13 protein-coding genes are annotated in these 15,740 nt (G+C 59.7%); 6 read left to right on the plus strand and 7 right to left on the minus strand.

Features of this window, described 5'->3' with window-relative positions; genetic code table 11:
- The first annotated feature begins 110 nt into the window (after nucleotides 1–110).
- The 3 genes from N018_RS17450 (at nucleotide 111) to N018_RS17460 (ending at nucleotide 2,796) form a co-directional block, all read left to right on the plus strand.
- Nucleotides 111–1,226: a polymorphic toxin type 44 domain-containing protein gene (locus N018_RS17450; protein ID WP_025390338.1), complete on the plus strand. Its 1,116-nt coding sequence runs from the start codon at nucleotides 111–113 to the stop codon at nucleotides 1,224–1,226.
- Between the two features lie 67 nt (nucleotides 1,227–1,293).
- Nucleotides 1,294–1,731: a hypothetical protein gene (locus tag N018_RS26695; protein WP_038401400.1), complete on the plus strand. Its 438-nt coding sequence runs from the start codon at nucleotides 1,294–1,296 to the stop codon at nucleotides 1,729–1,731.
- Between the two features lie 81 nt (nucleotides 1,732–1,812).
- Nucleotides 1,813–2,796: a DUF1853 family protein gene (locus tag N018_RS17460; RefSeq protein WP_025390340.1), complete on the plus strand. Its 984-nt coding sequence runs from the start codon at nucleotides 1,813–1,815 to the stop codon at nucleotides 2,794–2,796.
- Here N018_RS17460 and N018_RS17465 read toward each other — a convergent pair.
- The 5 genes from N018_RS17465 to N018_RS17485 form a co-directional block, all read right to left on the minus strand.
- Complete coding sequence (locus N018_RS17465; protein ID WP_024644791.1) at nucleotides 2,762–4,042, minus strand: arsenic transporter; 1,281 nt, start codon at nucleotides 4,040–4,042, stop codon at nucleotides 2,762–2,764. The genes N018_RS17460 and N018_RS17465 overlap by 35 nt on opposite strands.
- Nucleotides 4,042–5,250 carry an MFS transporter gene (locus N018_RS17470; protein ID WP_025390341.1) on the minus strand — a complete coding sequence of 403 codons (1,209 nt, stop codon included), beginning with the start codon at nucleotides 5,248–5,250 and terminating at the stop codon, nucleotides 4,042–4,044. The genes N018_RS17465 and N018_RS17470 overlap by 1 nt, the downstream gene beginning before the upstream one ends.
- 333 nt (nucleotides 5,251–5,583) lie before the next feature.
- Complete coding sequence (locus N018_RS17475; protein ID WP_025390342.1) at nucleotides 5,584–6,921, minus strand: MFS transporter; 1,338 nt, start codon at nucleotides 6,919–6,921, stop codon at nucleotides 5,584–5,586.
- 147 nt (nucleotides 6,922–7,068) lie between these two features.
- A complete protein-coding gene (locus tag N018_RS17480) occupies nucleotides 7,069–8,013 on the minus strand; it encodes a 1-aminocyclopropane-1-carboxylate deaminase/D-cysteine desulfhydrase (protein ID WP_025390343.1) in 945 nt (314 codons plus the stop codon).
- Between the two features lie 25 nt (nucleotides 8,014–8,038).
- Complete coding sequence (locus N018_RS17485; protein WP_025390344.1) at nucleotides 8,039–10,078, minus strand: NADPH-dependent 2,4-dienoyl-CoA reductase; 2,040 nt, start codon at nucleotides 10,076–10,078, stop codon at nucleotides 8,039–8,041.
- Between the two features lie 205 nt (nucleotides 10,079–10,283).
- Here N018_RS17485 and N018_RS17490 point away from each other — a divergent pair, with 205 nt between their 5' ends.
- Both N018_RS17490 and N018_RS17495 read left to right on the plus strand, forming a co-directional pair.
- Nucleotides 10,284–11,417, plus strand: a complete 1,134-nt coding sequence (locus tag N018_RS17490; protein WP_025390345.1) for a nitrilase-related carbon-nitrogen hydrolase — start codon at nucleotides 10,284–10,286, stop codon at nucleotides 11,415–11,417.
- The gene (locus N018_RS17495; protein ID WP_154219960.1) at nucleotides 11,414–12,454 is read left to right on the plus strand and encodes an AraC family transcriptional regulator; all 1,041 of its coding nucleotides are present in this window, start codon (nucleotides 11,414–11,416) and stop codon (nucleotides 12,452–12,454) included. Before N018_RS17490 ends, N018_RS17495 begins: the two co-directional genes overlap by 4 nt.
- A gap of 113 nt (nucleotides 12,455–12,567) precedes the next feature.
- Here N018_RS17495 and N018_RS27520 read toward each other — a convergent pair whose 3' ends face one another.
- Entirely contained in the window at nucleotides 12,568–12,903 is a 336-nt protein-coding gene (locus tag N018_RS27520; RefSeq protein WP_229631117.1) for a hypothetical protein, read from the minus strand.
- Nucleotides 12,904–13,017: 114 nt separating this feature from the next.
- Between N018_RS27520 and ilvA the strand changes: the two genes are divergently transcribed.
- On the plus strand, nucleotides 13,018–14,553 hold the full coding sequence (ilvA, locus tag N018_RS17505; protein WP_080274864.1) for a threonine ammonia-lyase, biosynthetic: 1,536 nt from the start codon (nucleotides 13,018–13,020) through the stop codon (nucleotides 14,551–14,553).
- 199 nt (nucleotides 14,554–14,752) lie between these two features.
- Here the strand turns inward: ilvA and N018_RS17510 are convergent, their stop codons facing one another.
- Nucleotides 14,753–15,574, minus strand: a complete 822-nt coding sequence (locus N018_RS17510) for a DUF2242 domain-containing protein (RefSeq protein WP_024644242.1) — start codon at nucleotides 15,572–15,574, stop codon at nucleotides 14,753–14,755.
- Nucleotides 15,575–15,740: the final 166 nt, after the last annotated feature.

The raw sequence follows: 15,740 nt of genomic DNA on the forward strand, positions 1-15,740 counted from the left end.
TGATCCTGAATAAATGAGCAGATTCCTTCAAAAACCCAGGAATCGCCTTACATACCCAGCAGAAGATATTCATTAGTTTCGTCCGTTTTTATTACACCTAAGGACGACGCATGATTCCCTCAGCCCGCCAAAGCGACATGCACCTCTGCCCATTGCCGGGTCATGGTTCCACACCGATTGTCACGGCATCTTCTGACACCCTGATCAATGGCATGTCCGCCGCCAGAGTAGGCGATGTATGTGGCTGTGGTGCGGTAATCGTCACCGGCTTTCCAGCGATCATCATCAACGGTCGCCCAATGGCCCATCTGGGCAGTCCGACCAGCCATGGCGGAACAATCATTTCCGGCAGCCTTGATGTGGGTGGCGGCTTTGACTTCGGCGCTGCGGCAGGTCCGGCCATCGACTTCTCCAGACTCGACATCCTCCGTTTCGATGGCTCGCTGGACGATCTGAAGCTGGATCAACTGGTGGCCGATCCCGAGTTGCACGAGAAAGCCAGCGCAGCCGAGGCACTGTTCTCGCCCGCTACCTCCAGCACGACTACAGAGCCGGTCTGCGATCATCCGGATCAGATGGAGGAGCTGACCCGCTACATCGCTGACGAAATGAACCGAAACCTTCTGCACCCGACGGTTCAGAAATTGAAGAAACTGCTGAACTACGACGCTGCAGAGGAAACCCGTAAATGGATGGAGCTGCCTTGGTACGCGCAGCTTGGCGCGCAGAATAACCCACAGACCATCGCGGCGGCGAACACAGCGGCAGCGATGGCTATATGGACGGAAAAAGTGGGACAGAACAGGGAGTGGGATCATAAATGGAAGTTACGAAGTATGTACAACGGCGACACATGGCACAAGCAGGGAAAACACGCTTATTACTATGATATCTGGTCGAACATTCATTATGGGTATATCGGAATGGCTGCTGGCTTTTCGGAAAGCGTACTTCTGGATGGTGCAGGACTTGAGCAAATAGTATCCGAAACGTTAGGGAAGATAAGAAAACCAATAAAAAACGATTGGCCGACCCCTTCCAAGGACGTTGAGGGGTTGCGAGCCTGGGATGACGACCCTGACCGGATAGCAATTGGCATAGGCATAGCGCTCTATCGCCGCCTCCCAGAGGGGGCAGTACAAGGCAGCGAGATTATGAAAGACGTTTTGCAAGTACCCGATAACAGTTGGGGAAAAGGTGTGGAGCTGCATTCATGCTTTAAGTAAATTAATCGACCCGCCTGAATTACTTGAGTGCGGACTGACAATGGCATTTAAATATTAACAAGCAGAAATGAATCGAAAAACGACGATAAAACTCATGACCCGCTGGCCAAAGTTGACTGGAGTTTTTTTTATTTTGTCACTGTGGAGTTTCGCGACACCTGAAGTAAGCGTTTACTATTCAGATAAAGCAGATGGAGAGCTAAACTATCTATGGCTCATCGATAACCATACACGCAGGGGAGACCTCAAACCTGGCAAAGCAACTGGCGATAATGGCCCTATATTTCAGAAAAAAGATTTCTTCATGTATTTTTTCTGGTGGGACGGCGCAAAAATCGCTGGCTGCGTAAGCATAGATCCGGAATGGCCAACTACCGCGATCTATATTGATGCCAACGGCCGTGTCGACCTGAACGCAAAGGGGGCAACGGACGTTAAGAGATTCTCACCTTGCCCGGATGATGAGGAGTTCGATTTTCTCGGAGGCACCAGGCCCGCCGCCTAGCACCACATCTTTTCGCTTTCACAGCCAGCTCACAGGCACATCAGCCCACAGCTGCGCCTCAACTCACGCTATCCTCGGCACATGACTCTATTCCCCAGCCTGACCGACCTGCCCCGTCAATTGCGACATCCGGAAGTGCGCGACCTTGCCTGGGTGATTCTGGCGCCGCCCATGCTCGACGTCGCACCCTGGCCGCAGCGCCATCCGCTGGCGGGCAGTGACTGGGTTCAGGAGCCGCAGCGACTGGCGAATTTTCTCTGGCAGCTTGATCGAGACAGCAGGCCACTGGAAGCGTGGCTGGCGCTGGCAGCCACGCGGCGGCTGGGGCGCTATTACGAGCGGCTCTGGCAGTTCGCGGCGCAGCACGCACCGGGCGTCGAGATCATTGCTGCCAACCTGCCGATCCGGCTCGGCAGCCAGACCCTCGGCGAACTCGACCTGCTGCTGCGTGATCGCGAAGGCGTACATCACGTCGAGCTTGCAATCAAGCTGTACCTCGGGCCACAGGACGGAGACGGCTGCAACCCGGAGCACTGGCTGGGGCCTGGCTGCAATGACCGGCTGGATCGCAAGCTCAAGCACCTGAGCCAGCATCAGTTGCCCATGTCGGCCCGCCCGGAAAGTCGTGCGGCGCTGGCAGAGCTGGGTGTCGAGGCGTTCAGTGCGCAGTTGTGGCTGGGCGGCTATCTGCTGTATCCGTGGCCCGGTTGCTGTGAATCGCCGACAGGCGTTCATCCGCACCACCTCAAGGGGCGCTGGTTGCATCAGCGCGACTGGAAAGCCTTTCTGGCACAAAGCGAGCCTGGCCGCTGGCAGCCGCTGCCCCGCCATGCCTGGCTCGCGCCAGCACTTTACAGCCAAGCCTGGAGCAACGAGCAATTAGGCGAATGGCTGGCTGAACTCGATCCGCTGGCCCCGGCGCAGTTGCTGGTGCGCCTGAGCCAGAATCCCGATAACCATTGGGAAGAAGCCGAGCGGCTGTTTCTGGTGTCGGACATGTGGCCGAACCTGGCCGACACCAGTCATGCCTTCAACCCAATCGCAGCGCCAGCGCCGCCAGCGTGATCAGCAGCACCGGAACGGTCAGCACAATACCGACCTTGAAATAGTAACCCCAACTGATGGTGATGCCCTTGCGCTCCAGTACATGCAGCCAGAGCAAGGTCGCCAGGCTGCCGATTGGCGTGATTTTCGGCCCCAGGTCGCTGCCGATCACGTTGGCATAAATCATGGCTTCCTGGATCGCCCCACTGGCATGACTCGCGTCGATGGACAACAGCCCGATCAGTACCGTTGGCATGTTGTTCATGATCGACGACAAAAACGCCGTCATCACGCCCGTGCCCATGGCCGCGCCCCAGATACCGTAGCCCGCGAACCAATCCAGCAGATTGGCCAGGTAATCGGTCAGCCCGGCGTTACGCAGGCCATACACCACCAGGTACATGCCCAGCGAAAAGACCACGATGTGCCACGGCGCCTCTTTCATCACCTTGCGCGTCTTGATCGTGTGGCCCTTTGCAGCGATGGCCAGCAGCAACAATGCGCACACCGACGAGATCGCACTGATCGGAATGCCCAGCGGTTCAAGGGCAAAACAACCCACCAGCAGAATCAGCAGCACCGCCCAACCGGCCAGGAACGTGGACCGGTCATGGATAGCCGTCTCGGGTTTGTCCAGATGCTCGGGTTCGAACTCGCTGGGAATATCGCGGCGGAAGTACCACATCAACACGGCGAGCGTGGCGGCAACGCTGGCCAGGTTCACCGGCACCATGACTGCGGCGTAACGATTGAAGCCGATCTTGAAATAGTCCGCCGAAACGATGTTCACCAGATTCGACACCACCAGCGGCAGGCTCGCGGTATCGGCGATGAACCCTGCAGCCATCACGAACGCCAGGGTCGACGCAGCAGAAAAGCGCAACGCCAGCATCATGGCGATGACAATAGGCGTGAGGATCAGCACCGCCCCGTCGTTGGCGAACAGTGCCGACACCAGCGCACCAAACAGCACGAACAAGGCAAACAGACGCCGCCCGTTACCCTTGCCCCAGCGCGCCACATGCAAGGCCGCCCAAGCGAAGAAACCTGCTTCGTCGAGCAACAGGGTGATGATGATCAGCGAAATGAACGTGGCGGTGGCGTTCCAGATGATGCCCCACACGACGGCGATGTCACTCAGGTGCACCACGCCGGTCAGCAACGCCAGAGCAGCTCCGAGCACAGCGCTCCAGCCAACACCAAGCCCTTTCGGCTGCCAGATAACCAGTGTGATGGTAAACAGGAAGATCAGCGTTGCGATCAGCATTATTTAGTCCGGGGCAGAAGAATGGCGAAGATGCCGAGCAGCGGCAGGTAAGAACACAGTTGGTAGACGAACAGAATGCCGTGACTGTCAGCCAGGTAGCCGAGCAAGGCTGCACCGATGCCGCCGAAGCCGAACATCAGGCCAAAGAAGATCCCGGCGATCATGCCCACGTTGCCTGGCACCAGCTCCTGGGCGTACACAACGATGGCGGAAAACGCCGAGGCCAGCACGAAGCCGATGATCACGCTGAGTACGCTGGTCCAGAACAGATCCGCATACGGCAGCGCCAGGGTGAACGGCGCAGCACCCAGAATCGAAAACCAGATCACTGCCTTGCGACCGATGCGGTCACCAATGGGGCCTCCGAAAAAGGTCCCGGCTGCCACTGCGCCAAGAAACAGAAACAGGTGCAACTGCGAGCTGGCAACTGAAAGGTCGAACTTCTCGATCAGGTAGAACGTGAAGTAGCTGGTCAGGCTGGTCATGTAGAAAAACTTGGAGAACACCAGGAAGGCCAGTACGGCCAGCGAGGCAATCACGCGGTTTCTCGACAGGCCGTGGGTAGCGGCCTGACCGGCCTTGAGCTTGAACAGATTAAGGTGCGCGCGATACCAGCGACTGATCGTATACAGCAAGCCGAGGGAGAACAGCGCAAACAGCCCGATCCAGGCCACATTGCCCTGCCCGAACGGGATGATGATCGCCGCCGCCAGCAGCGGACCAATGGCGGTGCCGGTGTTGCCACCCACCTGAAAGGTCGACTGCGCCAGACCGAAACGGCCACCGGATGCCAGCCGGGCAATACGCGAGGCTTCCGGGTGAAAGGTCGATGAACCGATGCCGATCAGCGCCGCCGCCAGCAGGATCAATGGAAAACTGCCCACCATCGACATCATCACTATACCGATCAGGGTGCATATCGAACCCAAAGGCAACACCAGCGGATTGGGGTGACGGTCGGTGTAGTAACCCACCCAGGGCTGTAACAGCGATGCGGTGATCTGAAACATCAGGGTGATCATACCGATCTGAGTGAAGCTCAGGTCATAGCTGGCCTTGAGCATCGGGTAGATCGACGGAAGGATGGCCTGGATCAGGTCGTTGATCAGGTGCGCGAGCGCAACGGCACCAATGATACGCATCACCAGAGGGCTGGCTTGCGGGGTGGTCGAGGCCGTCGCGGTAGCGGGCTGAGCGCTGGTCGCCATGAAATTCATCCGTAAAAGGTTTGCGGGTCTCCCCGGACGGATGGTTACAAAATGTGTCTCACGTACCAGGGCGCGCCAATGTGCCATTTTTCGGGGCAACTGTGCCACGTTTTGTTGCGTTTTTGCTTACGCGCAGATATCCAGGACAACGCGCTTGGGAGGCAGTACGGATGGGCCACACGCTTGAAGGCTCGAACACAAACCTGACTGACAATCGTGCCAATACGTGTTGGCATGCCGTGCGTGACGCTTCGCGTCCGGCCTTGAGTACGCGGTGCGCAAGGCATCCCCACGCTGGAGCGTGAGGAACGAGAGGTATGCCGACGACTGCGCTCAAGCCATTGAACCCACCGCTGCCCCCTCTCCCGCAACCGGCACGTCATGCAACGAAATCTTCGAGGTTTCCGGTAGCGCCAGACCACCCGCCATTGCCAGCACGGCCACGGCAATCAGGTAAAACGCGGGTGACAGGTTGCTGCCGGTGACGCTGATCAGCCAGGTCGCCATCAGCGGTGCGGTGCCGCCGAACAGTGTGTAGGCCATGTTGTAGGTGATCGCCGACGCCGTGTAGCGGGTGCGGGTCGGGAAAGTTTCCGACAGCAGAGCGGCCGTTACCACGCCGCACAATACGGCGCCCACGGCCAATAGCATCACGCCGATGATCGAGGCGATGAACGAGCCGGAACTGGCCATCAGAAAGGACGGCAACGCCACGATCATGAGCAGAATGCAGGCAGTGGCCATCGTCACGCGACGCCCTACCCGATCCGAATAAGCACCGGCCAGCGGACAGAGGGCGGCGGCGAATGCCAGGGCGATCAATGACACCAGCAGCGCCGTCGCCCGGCTCAAACCGCCAGCCACTTGCAGGTAGGTGGCGAAATAAGTGGTGAACATATAGAACGACAGTGCCGTGAGCGACACGAACGCCCCCAGACAACACATCGCGGCCGCGTGATGACGCAAGGTGTCTTTCAGCGGCGAATGAGCCACCGCGTGCTCTTGAGCAACCGCCTGGAACGCCGGGGTTTCATCAAGCTTCCAGCGCAGATACAGACCCACCAGCCCCAACGGCGCGGCAATCAGAAACGGCAAGCGCCAGCCCCAGCTGCCCATCGCCTCGGGGGACAGTGACGACTCCAGTGCATAGGCGACCACGGCAGCGGCGGCAAACGCGGAGAACGTCGAGACCGGAACGAAACTGCCGTACCAGGCCCGCTGCGTGCGTGGCGCATGCTCCATGAGATATGCACAGGCCCCCGCATACTCGCCACCCGCCGAGAAACCCTGAGCACAGCGAATGATCGTCAGCAGAATCGGCGCCATCACGCCAATCGCTGCGTACGTCGGCAGCAGACCGATCAGGGTCGTTGCCCCGGCCATCAGCAGGATAGTCATGGCGAGGGTTTTCTTACGGCCGATCCGGTCACCCAGCATGCCGAAGAAAATCCCGCCCAGCGGCCGAAAGGCAAAGGCCACGGCAAACACCGCGAAAGTTTTCAATAACGCGGCACTGCTGTCGCCACTGGGAAAGAATTGCAGGGCGATGGTGGTGGCCAGAAAGCCATAGACGGCGAAATCGAACCATTCGACAAAATTGCCAATGGCAGCGGCGACGATGACTTTCTTCAGCGTGGCAGGATCGACGTGTTCTGCGGCGGTGGTTGTCATGCTGACCTCGGCATCTTGATCTGGAATGGATCGATTATCGAGACCGCGACCCGGACACTTCACTCCAGAAGTGTCGCCTGCGTACTCAGGGCCGACGTCTCGTCACCTGTCCGCGCAGAATTCATGCCAGAAGCTCTACCGCGATGCTTACAGCCCCATCGCCCGTCGACCTTGCAGGCCGCCGGTGTGGATGAAGATCAGCCGGGTACCGGGTTCGAATCGACCGGCCTGCATTTCGTCACGCAGGGTCAGCAGCGCCTTGCCGGTGTACAGAGGTTCAAGCGGTATGCCGCTCTGCATTTCGCTGTTGGCAATGAAGTCGAGCAAGGCCGCATCGGTTTTGGCAAAGCCGCCCCGGCTGGCGTCAAACAGAACGCAGGCAGGTGGCAGCTCAGCCACGGAGGTCACCTGCGCTACTGCTGCCTCGTTCAGCACCGCAAGGATGTTCTGCGCCACGCCATGATCGTCCGGCACTGCCATGGCGCCATATACCGGATGCGCCCCCGCCTCGGCCAACAGCAGACCGGCAATGGTAGTGCCGGTCCCGGCAGCCACCCACCAGCCGTGGTAATCGTCCCAGCCAAGTGGCTCAAGCTGACTATCGACCATGGCCCGCAACCTGGCGCAGCCCAGAGCACCGGCAAGCCCGCCGCCGCCTTCGGGTATCGGATAAAGCTCGGGATAGAGCGCCTGCCAGGGCTGCCAGAAATCCGCAGCATGCCGCGCTCGATACCCCCCATACCCCAGCCAGTGCAGTTGCATGCCAAAGGCTTGCAGATCAAGCACCGTGGGCGTTTGCTGAGCATGACCACGCAGCAGACCAACGGTCGGGAAGCCAAAGCGCTTGCCCGCTGCTGCCAGGGCATGCAGATGATTGGAATGTGCGCCGCCCAGGCTGATCAGCCCCTTGGCACCCGCATCGACCGCGTCGGTCAGGTGCTCGCTGAGCTTGAACCATTTGTTGCCGCTGATCAGCGGGTCGATCTGGTCCAGACGCAGGACAGCCACCTCAACCCCGGCTTCTTGCAGCCAGGGCAGGTTCATGCGTTGCAACGGAGCAGCGGGCTGCCAGCCAAGGGCGTCGGAAATCATCCACGCAGTTTACCGGCAAGCAGACTCAGAGCGCAGCGGCCAGACGCGATCCCTGATCGATAGCGCGCTTGGCGTCGAGTTCGGCAGCGACATCCGCCCCGCCGATCAGATGCACGCTCTGCCCGGCTGCCAGCAAGTCGTCATACAGCTCGCGCAGCGGGTCCTGCCCTGCGCAGATAACGATGTTGTCCACCGGCAGCAGCTTCTCTTCGCCCTCGTCGCCGATGCGGATGTGCAACCCGGCATCGTCGATTTTCAGGTAGTGAACGCTGTTGAGCATCTGAACCTGCTTGTTCTTCAGGCCCGTGCGATGAATCCAGCCGGTGGTCTTGCCCAGACCATCGCCAACCTTGGTGTTCTTGCGTTGCAGCAGGAACACCTGACGGGCCGGAGCCTGCACGTCAGGCTTTATGCCGGCCACGCCGCCACGCGCCTGCAACGTCGTGTCGATGCCCCACTCCTTCCAGAAGGCTTCGCGGTCCAGACTCGTGGCCACGCCCTGGTGCACGAGAAACTCCGACACATCAAAACCGATACCGCCCGCACCAATCACCGCCACGCTGTGCCCGACCGGTTTGCGCTGCAGGATCACATCCAGGTAGCTCAGCACCTTAGGATGATCGATGCCGGGGATGGCCGGGGTGCGCGGCGCAATGCCAGTCGCCAGAATCACTTCGTCGAAGCCTGCCCCCACAAGATCATCGGCTTTCACGCGGGTGCCCAGGCGCAACTGCACGCCGGTTTCCTCAAGCTTGTTGCGGAAGTAGCGCAGGGTTTCGGAAAACTCTTCTTTACCCGGCACACATTTGGCGATGTTGAACTGCCCGCCAATTTCACTGGCCGAATCGAACAGCGTCACCTCGTGCCCACGCTGCGCGGCCACGGTCGCAGCTGCCAGACCGGCAGGCCCGGCACCGATCACGGCAATTTTTCTGATTTGCAGGGCTGGCAGGTAATTGAGCTCGGTCTCGTGGCAGGCACGCGGGTTGACCAGGCAACTGGTCAGCTTGCCGCCAAACGTATGGTCGAGACAGGCCTGATTGCAGCCGATGCAAGTATTGATAAGCTCGGCGCGGCCAGCAGCCGCCTTGTTGACGAACTCCGGGTCGGCCAAAAAGGGACGTGCCATCGACACCATGTCGGCGTCGCCTTCGCTGAGGATGCGTTCGGCGACTTCCGGGGTATTGATGCGATTGGTGGTGATCAGCGGAATGCTTACCGAACCCCGCAGTTTGGCCGTGACCTTGCTGAACGCCGCACGCGGCACTTTGGTTGCGATGGTCGGAATGCGCGCTTCATGCCAGCCGATGCCAGTGTTGATCAGCGTCGCACCGGCCTGCTCGACCGCCTTGGCCAACTGGACGATTTCTTCCCAGGAGCTGCCGCCCTCTACCAGATCCAGCATCGACAGGCGAAAGATGATGATGAAGTCCGGCCCCACTGCCGCACGCACGCGCGTCACGATCTCGACCGCCAGACGCATGCGGTTTTCATAGCTGCCGCCCCATCGATCAGTTCGGTGGTTGGTGTGGGCAGCCAGGAACTGATTGATGAAATAGCCTTCCGAGCCCATGATTTCGACGCCGTCGTAACCGGCAGCCTGGGCCAGCGTCGAACAGGTCACGAAATCGGCAATCTGCTTTTCGATACCCTCTTCGTCCAGCTCGCGCGGCGTGAACGGGTTGATCGGCGCCTGAATGGCACTCGGCGCCACCTGTTTGCGGCTGTAGGCATAACGACCGGCATGCAGGATCTGCAAACATATCTTGCCGCCAGCCTCGTGGACAGCCTGAGTGACCATACGGTGGCGGTCTGCCTCTTCAGCGTTGGTGAGCTTCGCCGCGCCGTCGTACACGCCACCTTCTTCGTTGGGCGCGATCCCACCGGTGACCATCAGCCCGACACCGCCACGCGCACGCTCGGCAAAATACGCGGCCATACGCTCGAAGCCGCCCGGCCGCTCTTCAAGACCGGTATGCATCGAGCCCATCAGCGTGCGATTGCGCAAGGTCGTGAAGCCCAGGTCAAGTGGGGCCAGCAGGTGCGGGTAATGAGCGGCGGTCATGGCAAGGCTCCTTCAGGTCATTCGCGGGGAAACAGGGGCCTCTGCGAGCCCTCTGTTTAATAAGGCCACAGTAAAGAGCCGTTCAGCCACACTCAATGACCGAAAGTGACAAGTTATTGATCCAAACGCGCAGCGGCACTTGGCAAGCGGCCGAGGTCGTCCTACCCTAGCCGATCATTTACCGATGGCAGCCACCCAGCCCTTTATGCGCAAACTCTTCGCCATCTGCCTTGCCCTCATCGGCGTGGCCAGCCTTGTCAGTTATGCCGTCTGGACTGAACAACGTCCGGCAGGTCACTACCTGTCCGATCTGCGCATCCGCCTCGCCGTCAATGAAGGCGTACCCAGCGAACGTGGCAATCTGCTAGGCATCGAACCGCAACTGTTTCCCACGGACTATCAGAATACCGAGCGGCTGCACCGCAAGCTGGCGGCCTATCTGCAACAGGCCCGCGATTTCGGGCTGCTGAATTCCAGAACAGTGGTGGTCTTGCCGGAGCATATCGGCACCTGGCTGTTTGCCAGCGGCGAGAAAGACCAGCTTTATCAGGCACCCACCGTCGACGAGGCGATGGACTGGCTTTCCTGGAGCAACCCGATGCAATTCATCACCGCCATGCTGAGCGCTGAAGGCAGAAACCGGGAGGACGACGCGCACCTGCGCCTAAAGGCCCACGCCATGGCGCGAGACTATCAGGCGCTGTTTGGCGGGCTGGCCAGGGAATTCAAGGTCACGCTGGTGGCAGGTTCCATTGTGCTGCCAGACCCCAGCGTTGAAAGCGGGCAATTGAAGGTCGGTAATGGCGCGCTGTACAACTGCAGCGTGACCTTCGGCAGCGACGGCAAACCGCTTGGTCAACCGCAGCGTCAGCTGTATCCAGATCGCCATCAGAAACGTTATGTACGCGCCGAGCCTGATGCGCCGTTGCAGGTCATCGATACACCGGCCGGCCGTCTTGGCGTGCTGATCGGCAGCGACAGTTGGTACGCGGACAATTACACCCGGCTGAACAACAGCGGGGCCGAGCTGATTGCAGTGCCTGCCCTGGTTATCGGCAAGACTGCCTGGTACGAGCCGTGGCACGCACCCCGTCACACGGCCATCGAGATGGCAAACGAGAACCCCAGCGAAGGCGATGCCTGGCATCGGCTGACGCTGACCGGACGTTTGCCGCAGAACACGGCGCAGGCGGGCATCAGTGTGTTCATGCGCGGGCAGTTCTGGAATCAGGGAGTCTACGGGCAGAGCTTTGCCAGCCATGGCGGACAGACCATAGCCGAACAGCCGCCGGAAAATAGCGCGACGGATGGCGCTCGTCTGATCAACCTCTGGCTTTGACGATGCAGACCCTGCGCCTTGGTGATATGTCGGTGGGGTTTATCCAGAGCCTGGCCGATGCGGTCAGCAGCTTTGATCAAGACCCAAACCCGCTCCTGGAGCAATACGGACTTGATCCTGCCCGTCTGAGCGAGGCCGGAGCGCGGCTGTCGATCCCGCGTTACATGCGCCTGGGCCATGCTGCCATCCAGCTGACCGGCCAGCCCGGACTGGGGTTGCGCATGGGTCAGCTCAGCCGTTTCGCGCAGGCGGGCCTGGCAGGCGTCACGGCCGCGCAGGCACCTACGGTGCGTGAGGCGGCACGTACCCTGATCCGTTTTGAAGCGTTGTATGGTTCCAACTATCGCGGTCAGTCGAGCTTTCACGAGGATGCAGAAGGCGCGTGCATGCGCTTTTATTCCATCAGCCCCTACAACGCTTATAACCGGTTCGTGGTGGACTCGATTCTGAGCGGCTGGCTCGCTCAACTGTCAGCGCTGGCCTGCTCCGAAGTGCGCGCGCAACGCATGGAAATCGAGTTCCAGGCGCCAGTCTACGAGGCGCTATACGCCAGCCTGAGCGACAACCCGATCCTGTTCGGCGCGACCACCAATCAACTACGCCTGGATCAGGCAAGCCTTGCATTACGCAACCCGAATCACTGCCCGAGTACCTGGCGGCATCTGCTGCAATTGTGCGAAAGAGAACTCGAACAGCTGACCCGCACACGCAGCCTGCGTGAGCGCATCATTCAATTGCTTGGGCCATTGTTGAACGGCGGCAGGGAACCGGATCTGGAGGAAGTGGCGGCGAGGCTAAAGCTGCCGACCTGGACGCTGCGCCGCAAGCTGGCCGAGGAAGGAACGCAGTTTCGGGCAGTGCTCAATGACACGCGGCGTGATCTGGCAATGACCTATATCCGCGACACCGAACTGGCGTTCGGAGAGATCGCCTATCTGCTGGGGTTCGCCTCGGCCGAGGCCTTTCAACGCGCCTTTAAACGCTGGAACGGACAGACTCCGGGAGAATTCCGCCGCAGCCAGCGCCAAAGCGCCTGACGCCGTTCACAGTTCGGTAGCGTCGTCGGCAGGCTCTACCGGGTCCAGCTCCGATGCACGGTATTCAAGTAGTTCTTCCTGGTATTCGTCCATTTTCTTGCCCTCTGGCTGATTCAATGCGCTTGATAATCAAAACTGGAATAACTGACCGCAAGATCAACATTAAAGTGCCAATGTGAAACAAAAATGTTGATCCCCATCAAACAGACGAAAATATCTTCTGCGGATTCAGGGCGGTTATGCAGATAGATATAGACCGCCGCGCTTGACTTGACTGCCTGCACCGCCCTAACCTCCTGCTCATGAACCTCATCCAGCAACATCTCGGCCAAATTATTATTACCGTCATTCCAGTCATGGCGGGTTAGCCGACGTTTGCAAAAGAACCCGCCCTGGAGGCGGGTTTTTTCTGTCTCCCGGGCAACATTACTTAGCCAGGAGTCAGACATGATCACCATCTTTCGTGCTATCGCCCTTCCCGCCTCCTTGAACCTGATGATCGGCCTGACGTCTGCTGCGGCGCGGCGCCTGCCTGAAGGGGCTACGCCTAAAGGATCAATGCGATGAGCCAAAGCGAGCCCGATCTGCTCAACCATTACGCACGCAAGATACTCACCTCTCGCGTCTACGACGTCGCTATCGAAACGCCGCTGCAAGGCGCTCGCCAGCTCTCCGAACGGCTGGGCAATCAGGTGTTGCTCAAGCGCGAAGACTTGCAGCCGGTGTTCTCGTTCAAGATTCGCGGCGCCTACAACAAGCTCGCGCAACTGAGCGCAGAAGAAGCCGCACGCGGTGTTGTGACGGCGTCGGCGGGTAACCATGCTCAAGGGCTGGCGCTGGCAGCGCGTGAGCTGGGCATTCTGGCGACCATCGTCATGCCGCGCACCACGCCGGAGATCAAGGTCGAAGGCGTGCGCTCGCGTGGGGCCACGGTGGTGCTGCATGGCGATTCGTTCCCCGAAGCGCTGGCCTACTCGCTGAAACTGGTCGATGAGCACGGCTTCGTCTATATCCACCCGTACGACGACCCTGACACCATTGCCGGGCAGGGCACTGTGGCGATGGAAATCCTTCGTCAGCAGCCGGGGCAACTGGACGCGATTTTCGTACCGGTCGGTGGTGGTGGGTTGATTGCGGGTATTGCGGCGTATGTGAAATACCTGCGCCCGGAGATCAAGGTGATCGGCGTCGAGCCGGATGATTCGAATTGCCTGCAAGCGGCGATGGCGGCGGGTGAGCGCGTGGTGCTGAGCCAGGTCGGGCTGTTCGCGGATGGCGTAGCAGTGGCGCAGATCGGTTATCACACCTTTGAAGTGTGCCGCCATTACGTCGATGAAGTGATCACCGTCAGCACCGATGAGATCTGTGCGGCGATCAAAGACATCTACGACGACACTCGCTCGATCACCGAACCGTCGGGTGCTCTGGGCGTCGCGGGGATCAAGAAGTATGTCGAGCAGCGTGGCGTGAGTGGCCAGACGCTGGTGGCGATTGATTCCGGGGCCAACGCCAACTTTGATCGCTTGCGTCACGTGGCCGAGCGCGCCGAACTGGGTGAGGGCCGTGAGGCAATCATCGCCGTGACCATCCCCGAGCAGCCGGGCAGCTTCAAGGCGTTCTGCGAGGCCATCGGCAAGCGCCAGATCACTGAATTCAACTACCGCTACCACACCGACCGTGAAGCGCACATCTTCGTCGGCGTGCAGACCCATCCGGAAAACGATCCGCGCAGCGCACTGATCGCCAGCCTGACCGGGCAAGACTTTCCGGTGCTCGACCTGACCGATAACGAACTGGCCAAACTACACATCCGCCATATGGTCGGCGGGCACGCCGAGCGGGTCGATGATGAAGTGGTGCTGCGCTTTGAATTTCCGGAGCGACCGGGCGCGCTGTTCAACTTCCTCAACCGCCTGGGCGGCCGCTGGACCATCTCGATGTTCCACTACCGCAACCACGGTGCAGCAGACGGTCGGGTGGTTGCCGGGCTGGTGGTACCTGAGGAAGAGCGGCATCTGGTGGGAGCAGCGCTGGACGAAATCGGTTATCGGTATTGGGATGAGAGCGAGAACCCGGCGTATCGGTTGTTTCTGGGCTGAGGCCTCGGATATCTCACGCTCCGCGCGAATGGAGTTCACAACGCTCTGCGTCGCAAGAGGACGCAGAGCGTCCAGAAATGCATGCCAACGCGGAGCGTTGGCACGATAGCTATGAGCGCTACAGCGCGGGAATGCTTTGGGTGACGCTCTGCGTCACCCATCTGCGCCGTGGCGCGCTTTCAAGGGCGGGTGTGTTTCATCACTGCGCTGGCGCAGTCTCGGTTGGCGCCGGGCTTTCTGTCGACTCAACCGCTGGCGTGTCGACGCTTTCTGCCTTGAACGATGCGGGCTCGGCTGGCGCTGGCAGCGGCTCGCTAGCAGCAGGCGGCGTGGCGGGTTCTGCAGCAGGCTTAATCTTGTGGGTCGACTCCTTGGCCTCCGGAGCCAATTTGGCAGGCTCAGTTGCTTTGGCCGGCTCCGCAGCAGCAGGTGCTGTATCAGGAACACCAAGGTCCGCTTTGGGCTTCTCGACAATATGCGCGGCCTTTTTCACTTCCGGTGGCAGGAAGTTTTCCACCAGACCAAAAAAGCGTTCATAGAACTTTGCAGACGACACGGTTTCGCTGGCAACCTTGACCATCGAATCATCAGTAGAGCCGATTGGCATCGACACAGAACCCAGCACCCCTACCCCCAGGCTTGCCGAGTTATTGGTCTTCTTCAGTGCATAACGGTCCTGCAGGGCGTTGGCGAACATGGTCGAATTGCCCTCTTTCACGTCACCCGCGCACACCAGATTGAAGCTGATTTCGATATGGGCATCGCCGGTCTGCTGAAAGCTCTTGCGGCCACTGATCATCTTCGGGTCGCTACTGGTGATGATGTAGCCCTGACTCAGCAAAGCACGGCGCCCGGCCTCGCAATACGCCACGTCGGTCGCGGGGTAGCTGCGTGAGAACGTTCCAGCATCGTCGAAGTGCTCGTGATCATAAACCGCCTGTTTTGGAGACGAGGAACAGCCGGCGGCTGTCAGCAGGACAGCGGCCCAGAATGCGGTGCGAAGGTTCAATAGCTTAAACATCGAAAATCCTGAGGAAGGAAAGGTCTGCCAGCAAGACTGCGAACTGGGGAAATGGCGGTAAGTCTGCAACAAGGGAGGCGTGGTATCAACGTACAGTTCAAAAGGATTTGGATACGTTAGCTAATCCAGCGGCATGGCCCGATCCGCAATCCGCCAAAACGCAGAC

It is taken from the genome of Pseudomonas syringae CC1557, from assembly GCF_000452705.1.
Taxonomy (GTDB): Bacteria; Pseudomonadota; Gammaproteobacteria; order Pseudomonadales; family Pseudomonadaceae; genus Aquipseudomonas; species Aquipseudomonas syringae_F.

Coding starts and splice junctions, on each gene's coding strand:
- N018_RS17450 (WP_025390338.1), top strand. CDS start 111: ATGATTCCCTCAGCCCGCCAAAGCGACATGCACCTCTGCCCATTGCCG.
- N018_RS26695 (WP_038401400.1), top strand. CDS start 1,294: ATGAATCGAAAAACGACGATAAAACTCATGACCCGCTGGCCAAAGTTG.
- N018_RS17460 (WP_025390340.1), top strand. CDS start 1,813: ATGACTCTATTCCCCAGCCTGACCGACCTGCCCCGTCAATTGCGACAT.
- N018_RS17465 (WP_024644791.1), bottom strand. CDS start 4,042: ATGCTGATCGCAACGCTGATCTTCCTGTTTACCATCACACTGGTTATC.
- N018_RS17470 (WP_025390341.1), bottom strand. CDS start 5,250: ATGGCGACCAGCGCTCAGCCCGCTACCGCGACGGCCTCGACCACCCCG.
- N018_RS17475 (WP_025390342.1), bottom strand. CDS start 6,921: ATGACAACCACCGCCGCAGAACACGTCGATCCTGCCACGCTGAAGAAA.
- N018_RS17480 (WP_025390343.1), bottom strand. CDS start 8,013: ATGATTTCCGACGCCCTTGGCTGGCAGCCCGCTGCTCCGTTGCAACGC.
- N018_RS17485 (WP_025390344.1), bottom strand. CDS start 10,078: ATGACCGCCGCTCATTACCCGCACCTGCTGGCCCCACTTGACCTGGGC.
- N018_RS17490 (WP_025390345.1), top strand. CDS start 10,284: ATGCGCAAACTCTTCGCCATCTGCCTTGCCCTCATCGGCGTGGCCAGC.
- N018_RS27520 (WP_229631117.1), bottom strand. CDS start 12,903: ATGTCTGACTCCTGGCTAAGTAATGTTGCCCGGGAGACAGAAAAAACC.
- ilvA (WP_080274864.1), top strand. CDS start 13,018: ATGAGCCAAAGCGAGCCCGATCTGCTCAACCATTACGCACGCAAGATA.
- N018_RS17510 (WP_024644242.1), bottom strand. CDS start 15,574: ATGTTTAAGCTATTGAACCTTCGCACCGCATTCTGGGCCGCTGTCCTG.